Origin of the sequence: Microbacterium saperdae (assembly GCF_006716345.1) — a bacterium.
GTDB lineage: Bacteria > Actinomycetota > Actinomycetes > Actinomycetales > Microbacteriaceae > Microbacterium > Microbacterium saperdae.
Genome location: NZ_VFOX01000002.1, coordinates 42,875 through 64,704 on the forward strand (window position 1 = coordinate 42,875; position 21,830 = coordinate 64,704).

General features: G+C 67.4%; 19 protein-coding genes. 2 read left to right on the forward strand and 17 right to left on the reverse strand.

The annotated features are described in order from the left end of the window. Positions 1-27: 27 nt before the first annotated feature. From FB560_RS14785 to FB560_RS14795, 3 genes are all read right to left on the reverse strand, one after another. Positions 28-900: a carbohydrate ABC transporter permease gene (locus tag FB560_RS14785; RefSeq protein WP_211349995.1), complete on the reverse strand. Its 873-nt coding sequence runs from the start codon at positions 898-900 to the stop codon at positions 28-30. Next, the gene (locus FB560_RS14790; protein ID WP_141873297.1) at positions 897-1,862 is read right to left on the reverse strand and encodes a carbohydrate ABC transporter permease; all 966 of its coding nucleotides are present in this window, start codon (positions 1,860-1,862) and stop codon (positions 897-899) included. The genes FB560_RS14785 and FB560_RS14790 overlap by 4 nt, the downstream gene beginning before the upstream one ends. A 104-nt stretch (positions 1,863-1,966) precedes the next feature. After that, complete coding sequence (locus FB560_RS14795) at positions 1,967-3,259, reverse strand: ABC transporter substrate-binding protein (RefSeq protein ID WP_141873298.1); 1,293 nt, start codon at positions 3,257-3,259, stop codon at positions 1,967-1,969. 289 nt (positions 3,260-3,548) lie between these two features. Here FB560_RS14795 and FB560_RS14800 point away from each other — a divergent pair, with 289 nt between their 5' ends. Further along, complete coding sequence (locus FB560_RS14800) at positions 3,549-4,742, forward strand: hypothetical protein (protein WP_141873299.1); 1,194 nt, start codon at positions 3,549-3,551, stop codon at positions 4,740-4,742. Between the two features lie 128 nt (positions 4,743-4,870). Further along, the gene (locus FB560_RS14805; protein WP_141873300.1) at positions 4,871-5,668 is read left to right on the forward strand and encodes a DeoR/GlpR family DNA-binding transcription regulator; all 798 of its coding nucleotides are present in this window, start codon (positions 4,871-4,873) and stop codon (positions 5,666-5,668) included. 19 nt (positions 5,669-5,687) lie between these two features. On the opposite strand, the gene FB560_RS14810 is transcribed toward FB560_RS14805, so the two are convergent. The 14 genes from FB560_RS14810 to FB560_RS14875 all read right to left on the reverse strand — a co-directional run bounded on the left by FB560_RS14810 (position 5,688) and on the right by FB560_RS14875 (position 21,820). Continuing rightward, positions 5,688-6,647, reverse strand: a complete 960-nt coding sequence (locus tag FB560_RS14810) for a ketose-bisphosphate aldolase (RefSeq protein ID WP_141873301.1) — start codon at positions 6,645-6,647, stop codon at positions 5,688-5,690. A gap of 8 nt (positions 6,648-6,655) precedes the next feature. Next, a complete protein-coding gene (locus FB560_RS14815) occupies positions 6,656-7,312 on the reverse strand; it encodes a class II aldolase/adducin family protein (protein ID WP_141873302.1) in 657 nt (218 codons plus the stop codon). Next, complete coding sequence (locus FB560_RS14820) at positions 7,309-8,811, reverse strand: FGGY-family carbohydrate kinase (RefSeq protein WP_141873303.1); 1,503 nt, start codon at positions 8,809-8,811, stop codon at positions 7,309-7,311. The genes FB560_RS14815 and FB560_RS14820 overlap by 4 nt, the downstream gene beginning before the upstream one ends. Further along, positions 8,808-9,698, reverse strand: coding sequence for a carbohydrate ABC transporter permease (locus FB560_RS14825; RefSeq protein ID WP_141873304.1), 891 nt, complete (start codon positions 9,696-9,698; stop codon positions 8,808-8,810). Before FB560_RS14825 ends, FB560_RS14820 begins: the two co-directional genes overlap by 4 nt. Continuing rightward, a complete protein-coding gene (locus tag FB560_RS14830) occupies positions 9,695-10,585 on the reverse strand; it encodes a carbohydrate ABC transporter permease (RefSeq protein WP_141873305.1) in 891 nt (296 codons plus the stop codon). Before FB560_RS14830 ends, FB560_RS14825 begins: the two co-directional genes overlap by 4 nt. A 60-nt stretch (positions 10,586-10,645) precedes the next feature. Further along, a complete protein-coding gene (locus FB560_RS14835) occupies positions 10,646-11,962 on the reverse strand; it encodes an ABC transporter substrate-binding protein (RefSeq protein WP_141873306.1) in 1,317 nt (438 codons plus the stop codon). A gap of 282 nt (positions 11,963-12,244) precedes the next feature. Further along, positions 12,245-12,685, reverse strand: coding sequence for a DoxX family protein (locus FB560_RS14840; protein ID WP_141873307.1), 441 nt, complete (start codon positions 12,683-12,685; stop codon positions 12,245-12,247). A 172-nt stretch (positions 12,686-12,857) separates the two neighbouring features. Beyond that, positions 12,858-14,360, reverse strand: coding sequence for an exo-alpha-sialidase (locus tag FB560_RS14845; RefSeq protein WP_141873308.1), 1,503 nt, complete (start codon positions 14,358-14,360; stop codon positions 12,858-12,860). 45 nt (positions 14,361-14,405) lie between these two features. Continuing rightward, positions 14,406-15,272 carry a dihydrodipicolinate synthase family protein gene (locus FB560_RS14850; RefSeq protein WP_141873309.1) on the reverse strand — a complete coding sequence of 289 codons (867 nt, stop codon included), beginning with the start codon at positions 15,270-15,272 and terminating at the stop codon, positions 14,406-14,408. Positions 15,273-15,352: 80 nt separating this feature from the next. Beyond that, positions 15,353-16,615, reverse strand: a complete 1,263-nt coding sequence (locus FB560_RS14855; protein ID WP_141873310.1) for an ABC transporter substrate-binding protein — start codon at positions 16,613-16,615, stop codon at positions 15,353-15,355. Positions 16,616-16,681: 66 nt separating this feature from the next. Then, entirely contained in the window at positions 16,682-19,366 is a 2,685-nt protein-coding gene (locus FB560_RS14860) for an alpha-L-rhamnosidase (RefSeq protein ID WP_141873311.1), read from the reverse strand. A gap of 2 nt (positions 19,367-19,368) precedes the next feature. Then, positions 19,369-20,190, reverse strand: coding sequence for a carbohydrate ABC transporter permease (locus FB560_RS14865; protein WP_141873312.1), 822 nt, complete (start codon positions 20,188-20,190; stop codon positions 19,369-19,371). Beyond that, a complete protein-coding gene (locus tag FB560_RS14870) occupies positions 20,190-21,143 on the reverse strand; it encodes a carbohydrate ABC transporter permease (protein WP_141873313.1) in 954 nt (317 codons plus the stop codon). The genes FB560_RS14865 and FB560_RS14870 overlap by 1 nt, the downstream gene beginning before the upstream one ends. Then, positions 21,140-21,820, reverse strand: coding sequence for a GntR family transcriptional regulator (locus FB560_RS14875; protein WP_141873314.1), 681 nt, complete (start codon positions 21,818-21,820; stop codon positions 21,140-21,142). Before FB560_RS14875 ends, FB560_RS14870 begins: the two co-directional genes overlap by 4 nt. Positions 21,821-21,830: the final 10 nt, after the last annotated feature.

The following is a 21,830-nucleotide window of genomic DNA, read 5'->3' on the forward strand; positions in this document are numbered from 1 at the left end:
GTAGGAGAACTCCAGATTGCAGGGCGTTCAGCCCTTGACGGATCCTGCGGTGAGACCGGAGACGATGCCCCGCTGCGCCCACAGGAAGAAGATGATCGCGGGGAGGGCGAACAGCAGCGCACAGAACATCACGACGTTCATGGGCGTGTAGAACTGGCCGAGGAACGACGACAGCCCCACGGATGCCGGCCACAGGTCGGACGACGAGATGAACGTGTTCGCGAACATGAACTCGTTCCAGCCGTCGAAGAACGCGATGACCGCGGCGGCCGCGATGCTCGGCATGATCAGCGGCAGCACGATCGTGGTCAGGATGCGCACGCGAGAGCATCCGTCGATCCGGGCCGCCTCCTCGATCTCGAACGGGATCTTGTCGATGCCGCTCTTGATGATGAACATGGCGACCGGCATCACGAACGCGGTGTCGGCGAGGACGAGTCCCCAGTGGCTGTTCAGCAGGCCCGCACCCGCGAAGATCGCGTACAGCGGCACGATGATGAGCGCCTCGGGCAGCATCTGCGTGCTGAAGAAGATGAATCCGGCGACGCCGCGGCCGTGGAAGCGGTAGCGGCTGAGCGCGTAGGCGGCCATGGTCGCGAGCACCAGGCTGAGGATGGTGGTGCCCGCCGCGATCACGAACGAGTTGCCGAGCCAGCGGAAGATGGGGATCTCGGAGAGGAACCCGCCCCACTGGCCGATGTTCTGGAACTCGGGGATCAGCGGCTGCCCGTCGCGGTAGAGCGAGGCCTCGGTGCCGAGCGAGGTGCCCAGCATCCAGTAGACCGGGAAGCCGGCGAACACCACGAGCAGCGTGATGAGCACGGCCTTGCCGAGGCTGCCGAACTTGGCTCCGACGCCGCGGCGACGCGGCAGGTCGGTGGGGATGCGCATGGTGGTCATCGCTGGCTCTCCTGACGTTCCTGGATCTGCTCGACGATGAAGTAGACGACCGTGACCAGCAGCGACAGCACGAGCCCGAGGGCGCCGATCGCGGCAGCCCGGCCCAGGTTCTGGTCCTGGAAGGCGGTGCGGTAGACGTTCACGACCAGCGTGTTCGTGACGTCGAGTGGACCACCGCCGGTGATGAGGAAGATGATCTCGAAGCGCCGGATCGACCAGATCGTCATGAGCAGGGTGATCACGCGCAGCGTGGGCATGAGGTGCGGCAGGGTGACCGCGAGGAAGGACTGGAACCGGGTGGCGCCGTCGACCCAGGTCGCCTCACGCAGCTCCTGCGGCACGCTCTGCAACGCGCTCAGCATGACCAGCATCACGAGCGGGGTGAGCTTCCACACCGTGGCGAGCGTCACGGCGAACAGTCCGTACTGCGGATCGACCAGCCAGCCGTGCTGGCCCATGCCGAGCGCGGAGGTCGTGCGGTTGAGGATGCCCTGCTCGTTGTTGTAGATCCAGACGAAGATCAGTGCGGCGGCCACGGTCGGCACCGCCCACGGGATCGTGGCGATCGCACGGATGATGCCGCGACCCTTGAAGGCGGTGTTCAGCAGCAGGGCACCCGCGGTGCCGATGCCCACCGAGAAGATGACCGTGAACAGCGTGTACAGCAGGGTCGTGACGACCGAGGTCCAGAACTTGTCGCTCGACAGCAGGTACTCGTAGTTCTCGACGCCGACCGGCTTGCCGCCGGCGGGATTGACCAGCTTGGTCGCGGTGAACGACAGCAGGAGGCCGCGGATCAGCGGGAAGACCGTGAAGATCGCGAGGTACACGATCGCCGGGAAGAGGAAGAGGTAGGCGCCGTTGCGCTCGATGAAGCGCCCGACGGCTCCGCTGCCTCGCGGCCGCTTCGGCGGCGCAGCGCGAGGCGTCGACCGTGGCGCCTCGAGTGTGCTGGTGGCCATGCTGAGGGTCCTTTCACGTGGGGGGTCGAGGGGCGGGACGGGGGTTCCCGCCCCTCGGGTGCGCAGTCGGGCCTGCGCTGTTCAGCCGGGTTCGGCTGTGATCGCTAGCCGAGTTCGGATTCGAGGGACTTCTGCACCTCGGCGAGCTTGCTCTTGACGTCGCCGCCGTTGACCCGCAGGTCTTCGACCGCGGTCAGCACCTCGCGCCAGATCGGCTTGCTCTCGGTCTCGAAGCCCTCGACGAGCGTCGACTTCGAGGTCTTCGCGGCCTCGAGGAACTGCGTGGCCCAGGGGTTCGCGGCCAGGAACTCGGCGTCGGGCTCGACGTCGGTCGCCATGGCGGAGGCACCGAGGCCGGCGCGGATCGCCGTCTGCCCCTCTTCGCCCAGGACCCAGCGCACGAAGTCCTTCGCGGCCTCCACGTTGTCGCTGTTCGCGTTGACGGCGATGATGAGCTGGGAGTTCGATCCGGCGTTCGCGAGCGGCAGCGGGGCTGCGCCCATGTTCTCGCCGTTCACGACGTTGTCGGGGTTGCTGGTGATCGTGGTCGCGACACCCGAGTTCTCGAACAGCATCCCGACCTGACCCTGGCCGAACTTGGCGCGGAAGGTCGAGGCGTCGTCGCCGATCGGCGCGACTCCGGACTCGAAGGTCTCGAGGAACGCCTCGACGGCCTCGACGTTCTCGGCCTTGTCGATCGTCAGCTTCTTGCCGTCGCTGAGCTCGCCGCCGAATCCGTAGATCCAGTTCGCCATCTCGAGCGTCCAGCCGTCGATCTCGGCGGTCTGGTGACGGCCCGCGAACCCGGCGATGCCGAGCTCGCTCTTGATGGTCTCGGCCGTGGTCAGGAACTCCTCGAACGTGGTCGGGACCTCGAGGTCGAGCTCTGCGAAGATGTCCTTGTTGTAGATGACCGTGTTGTAGGTCGGGCGCTCCCAGTTGAAGCCGTACTGGCCGTCCTGGAAGAAGCCGGCCTCGTTGGTGTTGTTGAGGCTGTCGCCGAGCTCGTCGGCGATGTCGTCGAGCGGCTCGAGCACGCCGGCGTCGACCAGGGATGCGAACTGGCTGTCCTGCAGGACCATGACGTCGGGGCCGCCACCGGCGCCGAGCTCGGTGCTGAGCTTGTCGGCGTAGTTGGCGAACGGGATCTCGACCTTGGTGAGCTCGATGTTGTCGTTCGGACCGGTGTAGCCCTTGACCGCATCCCAGATGATCGGCCCCTTGCCGTCTTCGAGGAACTGCCAGTTGGAGAAGGTGAGCTCTCCTCCGGCGTCTCCCCCGTCACCCGTGTCGCCGGATGCGGAGCATCCAGCGAGCGCGATGGCGGCGACGGCGGCGATACCGGTGATCCGCAGTGCACGAGCACGGCGGGACGGGTGTGCGTGGTTCAACTTCACTGTTCACTCCTTTGGGCAGCAAGTTCTTTGCGACGATGCAGTCGATTTCTCCGTCGGGATACGTGAAATCGATTTCGCTACCGTAACCCGCCTGTTTGAGCGGTGTCAAGCAAAAATGGTTACGTAACTATTTTGATACCTGAAACCTACACGACCGCGCGTGGCGCCGATCACGAAGGACCTCCGGGATCCCCTCCGCCAGGTCTCGGAGATCTGCGGAATCACGGATGCCGAGCGCGCGGAGCATCCGTGATCTCGCACATCTCCGCAGTATCGCTACCATGTGCTGGTGCTCGAACCGCCCGGAATTCTCTGGCTTCCTCTCCGGCTGCCGCCGTCCGAGACGAATCAGGCCGAGGAACTCGCCGCTCTCCTCGAGTCGCTCCGTGTTCCTGCCGCCGTGCGTCACAGCATCATGTATCACACCGGCACGTTCGCACTCGTTCCCAGCGACGGCGCCTCGATCCTCATGGTTCCCGACGAGTACGCACCGGCCGTGTCCTGGAGCAGGATCCCCCTCGACGATTTCTCCTCCGCACTGGCGGAGCGGTTCGGCCCGGGGATGCACCTCGACGGTGAACAACTCATCTCCGATGCGGACCATCCGCACCCGAGCCCGGCGCCCCCGAGCCCGGCGGCCTCCATGGACGCCATCGCGTGGACTTCACGAGAGGAACCAGACTTCATCGCGATGCTGGGCGCGCGATTCGGGATGAGCTTCGACTCCGTCGACGCGGGCGATCTGGGGCGCGCCCTGAGACCGCACTTCGGCGCGGACCGTGACACGGCCTTCGACGACGGGCTGTGGGCGATGACCGACGGTATAGCACTGTGGCGTCGGGGTTCGGAATGCGCGGCGGCGTTCGTGAGTCGACGGTATCGACCGAACATCGCGTCATGGCGCAGCCCATGGGTTCAGGTGGATCCGAGCAAGCCGGGGCAGCTGATCGATGGCGCTCTCGTGCGCACGTGGCTCGACGAGGTCATTCCGCCCGACCGAGATGTCGACGCCTGGATCGCGCACTTCGATCTCGACTCCGCGAAGGCGAGTCGACTGCGCGCACTGTTCCGTCGCGACCCGGACGAGAGCACCCTCGACGACCTGTTCGACATTCTCTCGCTCGACACGGCCTGCCTGAGACTGGTCCGAGACCATCCCCCGCTCGACAGCGACTTCGAGGTGATCCGCCCCCGCAACGCCCGCGAACAGTTCGGTGATGGGATGCGTTCGGAGATCGATGCCATCGCCGCGCGCCCAGAGGGGTTCCGACATCGCCATCCGCGCCTGTGGCTCACGATCTCGCTCGTCGCGATCCTCGGCCTCGCCGGCTTCGCGGCCGCCGGACTCGCCGCGGGCAGGATGACGGCGATCCTTCCTGGAATCGTCTGCCTCGTCTGGACCGCGAGTCTCTTCATCGACCGCGCTGCCGCACGGGCGAACGCCCGCGTACCCGACGACCTCCCGGACGGTCTCGACGGCTGACCTGCGGATGCCCCGTTCGCCGGGTCTCGGAGATCTGCCGAATCACGGGCACGGGCGGGCGGAGGCATCCGAGATCGCGCAGATCTCCGGAGCGTCGCCGGCCGGGTCCCTCCGACTACGCTGAGGGGATGCCAGAGTGGTCGCAGACGGTCCCCGCCGCGGTGCGGCGCGAGCAGATCGTGTCGATCATCGAGCGCCAGGGCTTCGCCCGCGTGCAGGAGCTGAGCCGCGCGCTCAGCGTCTCCGAGGTCACGGTGCGCAGCGACCTCGATCTGCTCGCCGAGGAGAACATCATCCAGCGCGTGCACGGCGGGGCGATGTCCGGCATCAAGTCGACGGCGCACTCCCCCGACTATGAGCGCGCGCTCACCCGAGCGGTGACCGAGAAACGACGGATCGGCAACGCCGCCGCGGCACTCGTGGAGAGCGAGATGGCGATCCTCCTCGACGCGGGCACCACGACGCTCGCGCTCGCCCGCGCTCTGCGCGCACGGGAGGATCTGCGCGGCGTCGTCGTCTTCACCAACTCGCTCACGATCGCGCTCGAGCTGGGCGTGGCGGAGCCGCACCACATCACCGTCGTGGTCACCGGCGGCACCGTGAGCTACAAGCAGCGCTCGCTGATCGATCCGCTGGGCGACATGTTCCTCGGCTCGGTGCACAGCGACCTGTGCTTCATCGGATGCAACGGCGTCTCGGTCACCGGCTTCACGAACTCGAGCCTTCCCGAGGTCACCATGAAGCGCCGCTACCTGGATTCCGCCGCTCGACGCATCGTGGTCGCGGACAGCTCCAAGATCGGCAAGAGCCAGATGATCCAGGTCGCACCGCTCGACCGCATCGACACGCTCGTGACAGGCATCGAAGCGCCTCCGTTGGAGCTGGAGGCGCTTCGAGAGGCCGGGCTGACGATCGAGCTCGCCTGACGATCCGTCCGGATGCGGATCAGGCCCGTCCGGACGACCCGAACTCGCGCATGCGCTGCGCGACCATCGCCCGGAAGCCGCCGATCGCCGGACGCAGCTGCTCGCTCGGCTCGACCACGGCGGGGTTCTCCTGCAGGAAGCGGCGCAGCTCTGCACTCCAGGCGAGGTGCGAGTCGGTGCCCTGATTGATCTTGCGGATGCCGGCGGCGACCCCCCGCGTCTTCTGCGCCGGGGAGATGCCGTACGAGGGGCGCACGACGCCGCCATGCGCGTTGATGACGGAGACGGCCTCGGCCGGCACCGACGATGAGCCGTGCAGCACGAGGAAGGTCTCCGGCAGGCGGCTCTTGATCTCGGCGATGAGCTCGAGGCGCAGGCGCTGTCCGCCTGCCTCATCCGTGAACTTGACCGAGCCGTGGCTGGTTCCGACGGCGACCGCGAGGGCGTCCACTCCGGTCTGGGCGACGAACTCGACCGCCTGATCCGGGTCGGCGAAGACGATCTCCTCGACGATGCCGCTGACGCCGGCCTCCGCACCCCCGATCGTGCCGAGCTCGCCTTCGACGCTCACGCCGGCCGGAGCCGCCGTGTCGACCACCCGGCGGGTCGCAGCCACGTTCTCCTCGAAGGAGGCCGGCTCGTCCGTGTCGGTCGAGCGGCTCGCGTCGATCATGACGCTGGTGAACCCATGGTCGATCGCCCGCACGCAGTCGTCGTACGTGCGGCCGTGGTCGAGGTGCAGCACGACCGGCACCGCGGTGTACTCCTCGACGAGTCCCCGCAGACGTGTCCACCAGCGCGACTCGTCGTCGTAGGCCGACATCCCGGCGATCGACTGCACGATCACGGGCGAGTGCTCGGCCTCGGCGGCATCGAGCACGGCGATCGCCTGATCGATGCTCGACACGTTGAAGGCACCGACGGCGTACTCGCCGGCTTCGGCCTCGGCGAGCGCGGCCCGCAGCGTCTGAAGTGTCATCCCGAGCCTCAGAGCGACTCGGTGATGCCGAGGGTGTCGTAGTCGAGCACGATCGGGGTGTCGGTGAGGGCACGGGCGTAGGCCTGCACCTTCGCGGCGGACTCCACGGCCACGCTCGTCTTGAAGGCGTCGCGCAGGTTCGGTCCGACCGTGAGCAGACCGTGGTTCGCCCACACGACCGCGTTCAGGTCGCCCATCGCGTCGCACATGTGCTCGCCGAACTCGGTGTTGTTGCTGAGCTCGAACGGCATGATCGGAACGTCGCCCTTGGTGTAGATCACCATGTTGACCAGCGTGCCCAGGATCGGGGAACCCACGACGCCCCACACGTTGGAGTAGATGGGCTCGGAGTGCACGATCGCGTTCACGTCGGGGCGGCGCTTGTACACCGCCATGTGCACCGTGACCTCGCTCGACGGGCCGAGGCGTCCCTCGATGAGCTCGCTGTCGCCGTTGACCAGGACGATGTCCTCGGGGGTCATCTTGTCGTACTCGAGGTCGGTGGGCGTGATGAGGAAGCGGTCCTCGACACCGGGCACGCGGATGCTGATATTGCCCTGCGTGTTGAAGTTGAGCCCGTACTCCATCGAGCGCAGGCAGTAGTCGAGGATCTCCCTCTTCGCGGCGGCGATGTCGAAGTCGACCTGCAGCGTGGTCTCGGTCATGTCATGTTCTCCTTCTGATGTGGCTGGGGTCGTGAGGTCAGGTGGGGGTTGAGGGAGCGCGTCGCCTCGTAGAGCGCGACGTAGGCGGCGCGTTGGCCGGTGTACCAGTCGGCGTAGGCCCCGTCGGAGCCGGCACCGGCACGCGTCGCCCCGGCGGGTTCGACGCGCAGCGCCGCCGGGTCTCCGCCGATGCCGCGAAGCGCGAGCATCGCGGCACCCCGGGCAGAGGCGTCGCGGGCGACGGGGGTCAGGGAGGCACCCGCCGCCGCCGCACGCGCGTCGAGCGCCGCAGCGTTATCCGCTCCCGCTCCGGTGACGTGCAGGTCGGAGACCTCGACGTGGTGCGCACGCAACGCGGCGATGATCTTGTGGAACTCGAACCCTGCCGCCTCGACGACAGCGCGGGCGAGCTCGGGCACCGTCGTGTCCAGCGTCAGGCCGTGGATCGTGCCGCGTGCGGACGGGTCGTTGTCGAGCGTGCCGGAGCCGGCGAGGTACGGCAGCACGAGAAGCGCAGGAGGCGTCTCGGCGAGCCTGCCGAACACATCGGCGACGTCTCTGCCGAGCAGCCCGGAGAGCCACTCCAGGGCCCACCCTCCTGCTGCTGTGCCGGCGAGCGTCACCCACAGCTCCTCGTCCACCCGGTAGCTCGCGAAGCCCGTGGAGCCCAGCCCCTGGGGGCGCACCCGTGCGCCGACGGTCAGGCAGTCGCTCGAGCCGAGCGCGATCACGGAGCGCACGCCGGGCTCGCCTCCCGCGCCCAGGAAGGCCGCGGCCTGATCGTGTGTCCCCGCCACCAGCGGGGTGCCCGGTGCGACGCCGAGAGCATCCGCGGCCTCCTCCCGCACGACGCCGATGACGCTGCCGGATGCGACGGGCACGGGCAGGCGCTCTGCCCGAACCCATGGCGCCGAGACCGCGGCGGCACGAAGGATCTCCGCGCTCCACTCCCCGCTGTCCACGTCGAGCATGCCGGTGCGCGCCGCTTGACCGAGATCGATCGCCGCGACGCCGCTCCAGCGCTCGGCCAGCAGGTCGCCGATGCAGCGGTAGCCTGCGGCATCCGTCCAGCCGGTGTCGCCGGCCATGATCTTGAACAGCGAGAACATGCCGTGCAGGGGTTGCCCGGTGATCGCGGTGAAGCGTCCGTCGCCCAGGATCTCGCCGACCGCGGCTGCTGCTGCCGTGCCGCGGGTGTCCATGCTCACGGCGACCCGGGCCACCGGTGCGCCCGCCTCGTCGATCGGCACGACGGCCTCGCCGAGGACGCTGAAGCCGATCGCCTGCACCGGGTCGCCGGCCCCCGCGGCCTGCGCGGCCGCGCGGCGGACCACGTCCTCCGCCGCGGTGATGATCTCCCCGGCTTCGAGCTCCACCCGGCCCGTGCCGTCGCGCCGCAGCGTGAGCGCCGCGGAGGCGGCGCCGTGCACATCGCCGTCGGCGGAGAAGGCCACGGCGCGCACACCACTGGTGCCGAGGTCGAGTCCGATGACGCTCATTTGATCGCCCCCGAGAGGCCGTTCACCAGGTACTTCTGGATGAAGAGGAACAGCAGCACGACCGGGATCGAGATCAGCACCAGGATCGCGAACAGCGCTCCCGGCTGCGAGAGGTACATGCCGCGGTACGCGAGAGGCACGAGGGTGAGCGGCTTGAGGGCGTTGTCACCCAGCGTCACCAGCGGCAGCAGGAAGTCGTTCCAGCTCATCATCGTCTGCCACACCGCGACCACCGCGAGGGCGGGCTTGCCCAGAGGCAGGTAGATGCGCCAGAAGATCTGCCACGCGCTCGCGCCGTCCAGACGCGCGGCCTCGTAGGTCTCGAGCGGGATCGCCAGATACGAGGTGCGGATGATGATCACCGCGAACGGCAGCCCGAGAGCCGTGTACACCAGCACGAGGCCCAGGAGGTTGTTGTACAGCTGCATCGACTGCAGGATCCGGAAGGTCGCGACCACGATGCTCGACATGGGCAGGATCAGCGCGAGGATCAGGATGCCGAAGATCAGTGCCTTCAGCGGCACGCGCAGCCGAGCCAGCGCGAACGCCGTCATCGAACCGAGCAGGCACACCAGCAGTACCGAGGGCACGGTGATCAGCAGGCTGTTGAGCAGGTGCAGCAGGATCGGGTTCTGCGCCCAGATCGTGAGGTAGTTCTTGATGCTGAACTCCTCGGGGAAGATCCCGAAGAACTGGGTGCCGGGGTTGTTCGGCGGCATCATCGAGAGGCCGATCACCATGATGATCGGCACGAGCCACAGCACCGACAGCGGGATGAGCACGAAGTGGAGCCAGCCGACGCGACGACCGGGCGCCCCGTGACGGGAGCGGGTCTTCGCCGCCTCCTTCGGGACGATCAGGTTGCGGGTCTCGTTCATCGCGGTCATTTCTCGTCTCCTGTGATGAATCCGGCGCCGAACACCCGCACCATCGAGAGCGAGCTCACGACGGCGATCACGAGCAGCACCACGCTGATCGCCGAGGCGTAGCCCACGTTCTGCAGCTGGAAGGCCTCGAGGAACGCGAAGGTGGGCAGCATCTCGGACGCATGGTTGGGTCCGCCCTGCGTGAGCACGTAGACGAGCTCGAAGGTCTTGAGCGAGCCGATGATCCCGAGCAGCACGAGCGAGAGCGTCGTGGTCTTCAGGAGAGGGAAGGTGATGCGCACCATGGTCTGGAACCCGCTCGCTCCGTCGATGCGCGCCGCCTCCATCAGGCTGGGGTCGATCAGCTGGAGGCCGGCGAGGTAGAAGAGCATCGAGAACCCGGTCCACATCCACACGTTCACGAAGATCACGGCGAAGATCGCGGTCTGCGGATCGGCGAGGTAGTTGCCGCCGAGGAACTCGAGCCCCGTGGCCTTGCCGATCGCGGTGAGCACACCGTTGAACGGGTCGAGGATCCGCTGCCAGACGATGCCGACGACCACGGGCGAGAGGATCGCGGGGATGAAGAAGATCGCCCGGTAGATCGTGCTGCCCCGCAGTCCCTGGTTGAGGGCGACCGCCAGGAGGAAGCCGATCACCCCCTGCGGGATGATCGTGAGCACGATCCAGAAGGCCGAGTTGCGGAGCGTGATGAGGAACGTCGGATCCCGGAACAGCTCCAGGTAGTTGTCGATCCCGACGGCGGTGCCGACGTTCACGCCATCCCATTGCAGCGTGCTCGCCTGCACGTTGTAGAAGATGGGGTAGACGACGAATACGCCGAAAAGGATGAGGGTCGGGGCCAGGAAGGCCAGTCCCACCAGCCTCTCTCTCGTCAGGATCTTCATGCGCGCTCCTCTCAGGCAGGGTTCGGGGATGGCGCCCCGAACCCTGCACGAATCCGGTTGTTACAGAGTGTCCTGGACAGCCTGCACGGATTCCGCGGCCTCCTGCGGAGTGGCGTCGCCGGTCGCGATCGCGGCCAGCGCGTCGGCGACCGCCTGGTCGAGCTTGGGAGATTCGAAGTAGCGCGACCACTTCACCTGCGGCAGCCACTCGTCGACGAACAGGTTCCAGATCTGCTCCTGCTTCTCGCTCGTGAACTTCTCGGGAGCGAGTCCGGTGACGGCGGGCACGTCGTTCATCGTGTTGACGAGCTTCTGCGCGGCGGAACCGGCGATGAAGTCCGTGAGCACCTTGCACGCCAGCTCGGGGTTGGCGGTGTTCTTCGAGATGCCGAGGCTCACGTCGATGCCGCCCACGAACTGCGACTCCGCCGCTCCTCCCGGGATGGTCGGGAACAGGAACGGCTCGTAGCCGGACATGCCCTCCGACAGCGGCGGGATATCGGACTTGGTCGGGTCCGACTGCTGGATCCACCAGGCACCCAGCGGGATCATGGCCGCGTTGCCCGCCTCGAACTGGTTCACGGCCGAGGGGTACGCGTCGAGACCGATCGCGCCGTCCTGGGCGATGCCGTCGGAGAAGAGCTTGCCCCAGTACTCGAACGCCTTCACGATCGCGGGGTCGGTCCACTTCGTGGTGCCGTCCTCCGCCTCGTACACGGTGCCGGGTGAGACGTTGTTGGCGATCTGCAGGAAGACCACGTTGCGCAGCCAGGAGTCCTTGGCCGGCAGCAGGAACGGCGCGGCGTCACCACCGCTGAGGTCCTCGGTGGTCTGGACGAGCTCGTCCCACGTCTTCGGCACGCTCAGTCCCGCGTCGTCGAAGATCTCGGAGTTGGCCCAGAGGTTGACGGTCTGGGTGAGGATCGGCAGCGAGTAGAAGTTGTCGTCGCCCTCGGGGTTGCCCATGCGGGCCTGCTCGATGCCGATCGGGTAGAACTTGCTCTGCCAGTCATCGCCCCAGGTCTCGGCCGCGCAGTCCTGCAGCGGCATCAGGTTCTCGCGGTACTGCTGAGTGAGCGCCCCGGGCTGCAGGCCGAGCACGTCGGGCATGGTGTTCGAGCTCGCGCGGCTCTGCAGGTCGACGAGGTACTCCGGGTAGTTGAAGATCGTCGCGTCGATCTTCGCGCCCTCGTTCTCGGCCTGGAAGGCGTCGATCATCTGACGCGTGGTCTGTTCGATCGGGCTCCACGAACGGAACGTGATCGCGTCCCCCGACGCATTGCCCGATTCCACCGGCGCTGCGCCGCCGGCGCACGCGGTGACCCCCAGTGCAGTGATGACTGTCGCCACCCCTGCCAGGCTCCTCTTGAGCTTCATCTGCAATCCCCTTACTTCGCTGTAAAAGTCCGCGGCGGATGCCGGCTGCGCTCAGTTTAGGTTTATTTGCGTATTGAGGGCCAGGATTACAGGGAAGCTCGGCGAAAGTCTTTCTCCTTTTGTGTTTTCATATGCTTCTGCTTGCGTAAACGCAAGTGGACGTCCCGCCGCGGGCCGCAACGACGCGAAGCACCGGTTTCTCTTCCGCAACACGGCGCAGAGACGACGGATGCCGCGACCCCTCGGCCACGGCATCCGTCGTCATCGTGCGCGCTGTTCAGGTCAGCTCAGCCAGGCCGGCGCGCGGCCGCGCAGCACGGCCCCGTCGACCGAGAAGCGACCGGCACCCGTGAGAGCCAGCGCGAGGGCGGCGACACCGAGCACCGCGACGAATTCGTATCCGCCGTCGCCGACCCAGAGGCCGGCGGGCAGGTGCACCAGGATCAGCGCCACCGCCATGTCGATCGCGAGGACGATGCCGACCGGACGCGTGAGGAGTCCGAGGATCAGGAGGATGCCGCCGATCAGCTCGACGAACGCGACGACGGGGGCGGCGATCTCCGCCAGGGGCACCCCCATGTCGGCGAAGCTGCCGATGGTGCCGGGGATCGTGTATTCGAAGATCTTCTGCGCACCGTGCGCGGCGAAGATCGCACCGACGACGACGCGGAGGACCAGGAGTCCCAGCGAGGCGGCGGAAGAGGGGGCGTTGGTGTTCGTCATGAGGAGTTTCTTCCTTCGTGGCAGGACACCCGCGCGCCAGGCGCGGAGCAGGGTCGTTCCCTGATTCCACGCTAGGGAGCGGACCTTTCCCTCTCCTGTGCCCGATACACGCCCGGACACAGCGGATGCCGCGGGGTCTCCCCCACGGCATCCGAAGTCGTGCACGCCGCCGTCAGCCGCGGCTCCCGTTGACATTGGTCCATCCGGACGGGGCGGACTGTGCGCCCTCACCGAATGCGTTCACAGCCGTCACGGTCACCCGGTAGCGGCCGGGATGCACTCCCGTGAGCGTGGTGCTCGTCTGTCCGGCGGCCACCTCGACGCGGACTGTCCGCCCCGACTTCGCCACCGCCTCCACGATGTATCCCGTGAGAGCGCCGTCGCCCTGATCGGCCGGCGCCGTCCAGGTCACGTGCAGCGAGCGACCCGCGCCGACGGCGCTCGGCTGAGGCACCGCGCCAGGGACGTCTCGTTGGGTGAGATCGCCCACCGGGATGCGGGTGAACTCGACATCCTCCTTGTTCGTCCCGTAGGAGACGTAGAGGTAGTCGCCCCAGACGACGCTCTTCTGGTAGCTGTATCCGAGGTTCTTCGACTTGCCCTCGTAGCGACGCGGCTGCAGATCATCCGCATCGCGCAGCACGTATCCGTCGTCGAAGGTCTGCCCATCGGCGCTGAGCACGATGACGAGCGGATACCGCGTCTTCGTACCGGTGAGGCTGCCGACCAGGTAGGCCGTGCCGTCCGGCAGGTTCCCGGCGCTCTGCTTCGTGCGGGAGTCCGGCACGTTGGTGACGACGGAGTCCGACCACGTCTCCCCGTCGTCCTCGCTCACCGATGCGAGCTTGAACATGGAGCTGCCGCCCTGGTCCCGGAAGGTCATGACGATCGAACCGTCCTGCCGGACGTGCCAGCTCGGCTCGAGCTCACGTGACATCTCGTCGGGGAGATAGGCCTGGTTGTCGAACTCGCCCTGCGTCCAGCCGGTCACTCCGAGGGGGTCGTCCGTGTAGTACGGCTTCACCTGCAGCCCGGGCTGCACGTGGAACGCCGTGAGCACGCGACCGCTCGGCAGCGCCTTGACATCCTGCTCGATGATCCCGTCCACCGGCTCGCCGTTCTCATCGGTGACCCGCTGCGGGGCCGACCAGTTCTCCCCATCGGTGCTCGTGACGTACTCGGTGTATCCGCCGCGAGGCTGGAGCGCCGCCGGCCAGACGTTGAGATAGGCGACGAGAGTCTCCCCGTCCGTCCACCATCCGCCGTTGGACGTGTACCCGTCGGTGCGCGGTGCGGTGAGGGCCTCCGGGGTCGACCAGGTGTTCCCGTCATCGCTGACGCTGTACTTGACCACGGTTTCCGGGGCATCCTCGTCCAGCGCCGAACTCTGCCACTGGGCGTACAGCCGTCCGCGGAACGGCAGCAGTACCGTGCCGTGGTTGAACTTGTCGTCCGCATCTCCGGGTTCGAAGATCGTCACGGTCTCGGCGTTCCCGGCCTGCGGCAGCCCGAGCGAGATCAGGTCGGTCGTGTCGATCAGGCCATCGACGACCTGCACCGGCGCAGGGTCGTCCGCCTGGGCGGGTCCCGCGAATCCGGCGACCAGTATCGCGGCGGTCAGCAGCGCACCGCCGGCGAGGATCCGCCGTCGGGGTGTGACATGTGAGGGCAGCATTGCAACTCCTTTGTCGTGCGGCGCCCGTCGTCGGACGCCGTTGTTTCAGTGGAATCGAGGCACAGCGCGCTCGAGACGCGCGAGCACCTCGGCATCCGGGTCGGGGATCGGCATGCGCTTGCCCCCGACAGGACGCCCGGCAAGGCGGTGGACGGCACGCATCCGCGCGGGGGATCCGTCCACGGCCCCGACGACCTCGTCGATGTCCGTCTGCAGTGTGGTGATTCGAAGAGCGTCCTCCGCGAGAAGCGCATCGCGCATGGCGACGAAGGGAACGGCGAACGCCGACGCGACGCCGGAGATCACTCCATCCGCTCCCGCCTGTCCCGCACGGGCGAAATCGCCGTCCGCTCCGGTGTAGATGCGGAAATCCTCGGGCAGCCGCTCCCGGAAGGAGGAGATCAGATCGAGCGATTCGCCGCTCACCTTCACGCCGATCACTCCGGGAAGCTCGGCGAGGCGGACGATGAGGTCCGCATCGACGGGAATCCCCGTCCGCGCTTCGAACATGTAGACGTAGACATCGAGCCCTTCCGCCTCCGAGACGACCCCGCGGAAGAAGTCGTAGACCTCGTCCGGGCTCGCCGGCAGGTAGTAGGGCGTCAGTACCGCGATCTCCTTCGCCCCCGCGTCACGGGCGCCGCTGATGAGCTGCGACACCTCGAAGCGGCTCGCCGCACCGACATGCACGATCACGCGCAGGCCGACGAGGACCTCCACCGACAGTCGCGCCACCGCATTGCGCTCCTCGATCGACAGCGCGGGGAACTCCCCGGTCGTGCCGAGGACGAGAGCGCCCTGCACTCCGGAGGTCGCGACGTACTCGAGGATCCGACGAGAACCTTCGAGGTCCAGACCACCGGCCTCATCGAAGGAGAGGGGGACGGCGGTGATGATGTCGTGCGAGCGCATGGCGATGAGGGTCTTTCGAGAGTGCGGGTGGGGAAGAAGACGCCGGATGCAGACGCTCGCGCCTGCATCCGGCGAGGAGGTCAGCCGGCGAAAGCCTCGTCCATCGAGCGCAGCACGTCATCGACCTCTGCCTGGTTCGAGAACAGCTGCTGGGTGCCGATGAACAGCGCCGACTGCGCCTTGGCGTTCGGCCAGCCCTGATCGGGCATGGGTGCCGTGCGACCATCGGCGATGATGTCGGCCGCGGACTGCATCACCGGGTCGAGCTCGACCTCGGCGTCGGTCAGTGCCGGGATGCCGGGGGCTGCGGCGAACCAGATGCTCGTCGCCTCCGGCGTTGCCAGCCAATCGACGAAGTCCAGCGCGTTGACCTGGTTCTTCGCCGACTCGTTCACGGCGAAGCTCACACCGATGCCGCGCGGGATCGACGTGGATCCGGAGTCATCGCCGGGCAGTGCGAAGAATCCGAACTCCGTCCCCTCCGGGGCGGTCGATGCGATCTGCGGGTACGACGCCAGCACCTGCACGACGCCGACCGCGTCGCCCGAGTTCACGAGTGCGTATGCCGCCGTGACATCGGTGCCGAGCGGGTCGTCGTTGAAGCAGCCGGCCTCGCCCATCTCCAGGTACTTGTCGAAGGCGTCCCCCCAGCCGGAACCGACGAAGGTCTCCGACCCGTCCTTGAGTCCGGCGTCGAACTCGGGGTCATCCGCGTACACGGTCGAGGCGACGAGCGCGTACGGAATGAGCTGGGTGACCCAGTCCGTCTGGATGCCGAGGGCGAAGGCGACCTTGCCGGCGTCCTTCACGTCGGCGCAGTATTCGAGAAGCTCGCTGTAGGTGGTGGGCACGTCGAGGCCGAGCTCGTCGAGCGTTCCGGTGTTGTAGATCGCTCCGACCGCGTCGAGCTTCGACGGCAGCCCGTAGGTCTTCCCCTCGATCTGCAGCGTCTCGGCCGTGCCCTCGTCGACCGTGTCGACCCAGGGCCGATCGGAGAGGTCGGCCAGATAGCCGGCGCCCTGGAGCACATCGATGGCGCCGGGGTTTCCTCCACCCGCCCATACCGTGAAGACGTCGGGCGCCGTGCCGCTGGAGAGCTGCGTGCGGATGGTGGTCTGGAACTGAGAAGTGTCGGCCACCGTCAGGTTGACGTCCAGACCGGTCTTCTCCTTGTACGCCTCGACGACGGCCTCCATCGGGCCCTGGTTGTTCGAGGTGGTCGCGATGGTGAGCGCGTCCGTGGGCTCATTCGCTCCCGCCGTCGGCTCCGACGACGAGCAGGCCGCCAGGCTGACAGCGGCGACAGCGACACCGGCGACGACGGCGATGTTACGCAGATTCATGGTGGATAAACTCCAATGCAGGAAGGGGGCGAGCCCCCGGATCAGGTGGTGTGTGGGTCAGGGGCCCTACCCGGGCGGGAAACGGAAGTTGAAGGTTCCGGATTCCAACCGCAGTCGGGTGCTCTCAGGGCCTGGGTCCATCAGGGTGACGCCTTGCGAGTGCGTCGCGTTCTCGCCTCCTTCCGTGATCTCCGAGGGCGTTCGGCAGGGCAGATGTGCGATCACGGCGCCTCCCGGGGGGACCGTGATCGTCCAGGCGATCTCTGCGCCCTCCCGTCGCCACGCGCTCTCCACACGTCCGCGCGGCGTCTCGAGTGCGCCGCGCGCGTGCTGGAGGAAGGGGTCGAGGCGCGGCGCGAGTGCGATCTCGCTGTAGCCCGCCGACTCCGAGGTCTGGGTGATCCCGAGGATCCCGGAGAGGAACCACGCGCCGACCGAGCCGAGCGAGTAGTGGTTGAAGCTGTTCATCCGGGCGGACTGGAATCCGTGCTCGGGGGTCCAGCCGTCCCACCGCTCCCAGATCGTCGTGGCGCCGTTGTTCACGGAGAAGAGCCAGGAGGGGTAGCGGTCGTTGTGGAGCAGGCGGAACGCCAGATCCTCGCGCCCGACCTCCGCCAGGACGGGGCACAGCAGCCCCACCGTGACGAAGCCGGTCGTCAGCGAGACCTCGCGGCGGACGACGGTCTCCACCAGGCGCTCCGCGAGGCGGTCCTTCTCCGCGGCGTCGCGGTACAACCCGAACGCGAGCGCGAGCAGGTAGCTGCCCTGCGTGTCTCCGGCGACGGTGCCGTCGGGAGCGACGAAGGCGTCGCGGAACGTCGCGGCGATCCGCGCGCGCAGCTCTTCGAACTCGGAGGCCTCGGCATCACGCCCCAGCTTTCGCAGAGTGCGCGCGGTGAGGTCGGCGCTGTGCGCGAAGTACGCGGTGGACAGCACGTCCTTACGCGTCTCCTCGCCGATCTGCAGCCAGTCGCCGTAGTCGTTGCCGACCTGGGTGCGCCAGATGAGCGAGGGGTTGTGCCGCTCGATGTGCCGCACCCACGCCATCATCGAGTCGGCCGCTTCCTCGAGCACGGCGAGATCGCCGGTCGCACGGTGGATGCTCCAAGGAATCGTGACGCCGCCATCACCCCATGCCGGCGCCCCCTCGCGGAGGTGGATCAGGTGCGGGGCGATGTCGGGGAACGCACCGTCGTCGTTCTGGGCGCTGCGCACGTCGCGCATCCACCGCCGCAGCAGTGGGCCGACATCGGCGAGCGCGAGTGCGGTCGGGGCGAACACCTGGGCATCGGCGAGCCATCCCAGCCGTTCGTCGCGCTGCGGACAGTCCGTGGGAATCGAGACGAAGTTGCCCCGCAGCCCCCAGGAGATGTTCTGGAACAGGCGATCGAGCGGTGCGTCCGACGAGGAGAACTCGCCGAGGAATTCGACATCGTTGTGCAGCACGACGGCTTCGACGTCGGCGGCCTGGAGCGGGCCCGCCAGACCCTGCACCTCGGCGAATCGGAATCCGTGCAGAGTGAAGCGCGGCTCGAAGGTCTGCTCGGCATCGCCGTTCGTCCAGAACACGTCTCGAGGTTCGGCGGTGCGCAGGTTCGCGGTGTAGAGCTCGCCCTCGTCGAGGACCTCGGCGTGGTCCAGTTGGATCCTGGTCCCCGCGGCCTGTCCGCGCACGGTCAGCCGCACGCGTCCGACGAGGTTCTGGCCGAAGTCGACGATGTGGCGCCGGGGCGCCCGCTCCTCCACCGAGATGGCGGGCAGGACCTTCGTGGCCCTCACTCCCGGATCGACCTCAGGAGTGAGCCGGTCGACGTCCGTGCCGACGACGGCCGCGCTCGACCAGCCCGTCAGGTCGCACGTGGGGAGATGCCAGTCCGGCTGCGCACGTCGAGAGTCCTCGTACTGGCCCATGAGCATGTCCGCATAGAGGATGTCGCTCGCCGATTCGCTCCAGCGGTCATCCGTTCCGATCACGGATCGACCGCCGTCGCCGGCATCCATCATCAGCTGCACCAGCAGAGCGGGTTGCTTTCCGTAGTGCTGGGCCTGATGCCGCCGGTCGGTGCCGATGAACCCGACGTACCAGCCGTCACCCAGCAGGGCGGCGATGCTGTTCCTGCCCGGACGGAGGTGGCCCGTGACGTCCCAGGACTGATACGTGATCCGGTCGCGATACTCGGTCCACCCCGGGGCCAGCTCGTCCGCGCCGACGCGGCGGCCGTTGACGTAGAGGCGATAGATCCCCTGGGCCGACGCATGCACCTTCGCCGTCGCCGGAACCGCCTCGAGATCGAAGTGGCGGACGAATCGGCGTACCGGCTGGAGCTTGTTGACGGTGAAGCTGATGTCCGTGTCCTGCGGAGGAAGCGCGACCTGCTGGAAGACGGGGTTGCGTCCGATCCATGCCGCCGCCCATTCGTCGGCATGGACGATGCCGGTCGCGAACCGTCCGGTGCGCTCGACGACGTCGCCCCCTTCGTCCTCGACGGCCAACAGCCAGTCGTAGTCGGCCGACGAGGACAGCGGCGCGCCGCCGTAGTGGGCGCCGGTGGTGAGCGACGACTCGATCCGGCCGGAATCCCACACCCGTGCGCTCCCTCCCCCGGGAAGGCGGACGGAGACGACGACACGGTATGCGACCTGGCGCGCCCCACGACGTGCGGAGCGAAGACGCCAGGAGAACGACGGCGCGGCGACGATCCCCTGCGGGTCGGCCTGACCGTCCGTGCGCAGCGCGTACGGCTCGAGCATGCTCACCCCTTCAGCCCCCCCGCGAAGCCCTGGATGATCTGCTTCTGCATCAGGAAGTACACGAGGAGCACGGGGAGCACGCTGATGACCAGCCCGGCGAACACGACAGGCCAGTTCGACACGAACTGCCCGACGAACGCGTAGAGCGCGACGGTGACGGTCTGCTGCGGCGTTCCGCTCAGGTAGAGCAGCGGCACCAGGAAGTCGTTCCACACCGTGATGGCGTTCAGGATGACGACCGTGCCCGTGATCGGTCGCAGCAGCGGGAACACGATGCTGAGGAACGTGCGGAAGGTCCCCGCTCCGTCGATCGCCGCCGCCTCTTCGTAGTCACGATCGAGGGTGCGGAGGAATCCCGTGTAGAGGAAGACCGAGAACGGCACCTGGCTCCCCGTGTAGAAGAGGATGAGCGAGGCGAGCGAACCGAGCAGACCGAGGTCGCGCATCGTCTGGTACAGCGGGATGAGCGCGACCTGGAACGGGATCATCATGCCGGCCAGCACGATCCAGAACACCGTGGAGGAGAGCCGCGACATCACCCTCGCGAGCGGGTAGGCCGCCATCGACGAGATCGCGACGATGAGCACCACGCTCACCACTGTCACGATCGCACTGTTGAGCAGCGCGGTGCCGAGCCCGGCTTGATTCCACGCCTGGATGAAGTTGTCGAAGGTCGGCTGGGCCGCAGGGACGAGCGGCGAGGAGATGTCGTTCGCCGGTCGCAACGACATGTTCACGAGGATGTAGACAGGGAAGACGAAGATGAGGGCGACGCCGATCATCACAAGCTCGCGCGCGAACACGCCCTTCGTGTACCGGAACATCAGTCGTTCCCCTTCCGGGACAGGCGCTGCTGGCCGACGGAGAAGATCGCGACCACGGCGGCGAGCACGAGCGCGAGTGCGATGCCGTAGCCGAACTCGTTGAACTGGAACGCCGACTTGTACAGCAGCGTGGACAGCGTCTCGGTCGCACCCCCGGGACCGCCGGCGGTGAGCACGAACACCTCCGTGAACATCTTCAGTCCGCCGATGATCGTGAGCATGATGTTGATCGCGGTCGCCGGCGCGAGAAGCGGCCAGGTCACCGACCAGAATCGGCGCCAGGCGCCGGCGCCGTCGACGGCAGCAGCCTCGTTCAGCTCCTGCGGGATGGACTGCAGACCGGCCAGATAGATGACCATCGAGTAGCCCGCATGCTGCCAGACCACCATCATCACGATCGAGAACGCCGCCCAGAACGGGTCTCCGAGCCAGCTCGGTGCGATGTCCCCGAGACCGAGCGCGGAGAGCACGCTGTTCATGGCGCCGTTCGGCGTCAGCATGAACTTCCACAGGTACGAGACGACGACAGGAGTGATCACGACCGGCGCGAAGAAGAGCACGCGCAGGAAGTTGCGGGACTTCAGTCCCGAGTTGACGCCGAGAGCGAGCAGCAGTCCGATGCCGTTCTGCAGCACCGTGACGGCGAAGGCGAAGATCAGCGTCATCCGCAGCGCGTCGAGCGAGCTCTCGGTCGTGAAGATGCGCACGAAGTTCGAGATGCCGACGAAGTCGTAGGTCTGCGAGAGTCCGTCCCAGTTGGTGAACGCGAGCACCGCTCCGCGGATGGACGGAACGATGACGGCGAAACCGTAGAAGAGCAGGGCGGGGATCGCGAGGAGCAGCAGCGCCTTGGACTGCGCGACTCCGACGAAACGACGTCGCGCGCGCGGACTCTCCTGCACGGGCGGTTCCGGTGGGGCGGCGTTCGCTTCCGTGGCCTCGAGGACGCTCATGAAGCGATCTCCCCGGATGGCACGTCGATGAGCGCCTGAACGGCGTGGGTCATGCGCCCGCGCGCACCGTCGAGGTGCTCACGCAGCTCGGCCCGCACCTTCTCGGCGTCACCCTCTTCGATCAGGTCGAGCAGCCGTCCGTGGTCATGCGCGGAGGGGTGGAGGTCCACGTCCTCCTCGACCGTGAGCTGCATCAGGCTCGCGAAGACGGGCTCATACGCCTCCCACACGTCGACGAGGCGACGGTTCCCGCCGACACGGTAGAGGAGCGCATGGAAACGCATGTCCGCATCAGCGAAATCCGCAGCGGCCGAGCGGTCGGCACACGCGACCATCTCACGGACGATCTCACGGCCGAGGCGGATCTGGTCCGCTGAGGCCTGCGCGATCGCACGCGTGACGGCGACGAGTTCGATGGACTCGCGCAGCTCATACAGGTCGTTGATGTCGCTCTCGCTGAGACCCACGACGAAGAACCCGCGGCGTCGAGCCTCCACGAGCCCCTGGGACTCGAGCTGGCGGAGCGCATCGCGGACAGGGCCACGACTGACGTCGTACTCCGCGGCGACGGCATCCTCGACGAGATGCGTGCCGGGCTGCAACTGCCGGCGCACGATCCGGTCGCGCAGCACCGCTGCGAGCTGGTCTCCGAGCGCCGGCGCTCGGGTAGGTCTCATCGTGACCACT

Excerpts from the sequence above, each read along its gene's own strand:
- FB560_RS14785 (WP_211349995.1), bottom strand. The coding sequence starts at position 900 with ATGACCACCATGCGCATCCCCACCGACCTGCCGCGTCGCCGCGGCGTC.
- FB560_RS14790 (WP_141873297.1), bottom strand. The coding sequence starts at position 1,862 with ATGGCCACCAGCACACTCGAGGCGCCACGGTCGACGCCTCGCGCTGCG.
- FB560_RS14805 (WP_141873300.1), top strand. The coding sequence starts at position 4,871 with ATGCCAGAGTGGTCGCAGACGGTCCCCGCCGCGGTGCGGCGCGAGCAG.
- FB560_RS14810 (WP_141873301.1), bottom strand. The coding sequence starts at position 6,647 with ATGACACTTCAGACGCTGCGGGCCGCGCTCGCCGAGGCCGAAGCCGGC.
- FB560_RS14815 (WP_141873302.1), bottom strand. The coding sequence starts at position 7,312 with ATGACCGAGACCACGCTGCAGGTCGACTTCGACATCGCCGCCGCGAAG.
- FB560_RS14820 (WP_141873303.1), bottom strand. The coding sequence starts at position 8,811 with ATGAGCGTCATCGGACTCGACCTCGGCACCAGTGGTGTGCGCGCCGTG.
- FB560_RS14825 (WP_141873304.1), bottom strand. The coding sequence starts at position 9,698 with ATGACCGCGATGAACGAGACCCGCAACCTGATCGTCCCGAAGGAGGCG.
- FB560_RS14830 (WP_141873305.1), bottom strand. The coding sequence starts at position 10,585 with ATGAAGATCCTGACGAGAGAGAGGCTGGTGGGACTGGCCTTCCTGGCC.
- FB560_RS14835 (WP_141873306.1), bottom strand. The coding sequence starts at position 11,962 with ATGAAGCTCAAGAGGAGCCTGGCAGGGGTGGCGACAGTCATCACTGCA.
- FB560_RS14840 (WP_141873307.1), bottom strand. The coding sequence starts at position 12,685 with ATGACGAACACCAACGCCCCCTCTTCCGCCGCCTCGCTGGGACTCCTG.
- FB560_RS14845 (WP_141873308.1), bottom strand. The coding sequence starts at position 14,360 with ATGCTGCCCTCACATGTCACACCCCGACGGCGGATCCTCGCCGGCGGT.
- FB560_RS14850 (WP_141873309.1), bottom strand. The coding sequence starts at position 15,272 with ATGCGCTCGCACGACATCATCACCGCCGTCCCCCTCTCCTTCGATGAG.
- FB560_RS14855 (WP_141873310.1), bottom strand. The coding sequence starts at position 16,615 with ATGAATCTGCGTAACATCGCCGTCGTCGCCGGTGTCGCTGTCGCCGCT.
- FB560_RS14860 (WP_141873311.1), bottom strand. The coding sequence starts at position 19,366 with ATGCTCGAGCCGTACGCGCTGCGCACGGACGGTCAGGCCGACCCGCAG.
- FB560_RS14865 (WP_141873312.1), bottom strand. The coding sequence starts at position 20,190 with ATGTTCCGGTACACGAAGGGCGTGTTCGCGCGCGAGCTTGTGATGATC.
- FB560_RS14870 (WP_141873313.1), bottom strand. The coding sequence starts at position 21,143 with ATGAGCGTCCTCGAGGCCACGGAAGCGAACGCCGCCCCACCGGAACCG.
- FB560_RS14875 (WP_141873314.1), bottom strand. The coding sequence starts at position 21,820 with ATGAGACCTACCCGAGCGCCGGCGCTCGGAGACCAGCTCGCAGCGGTG.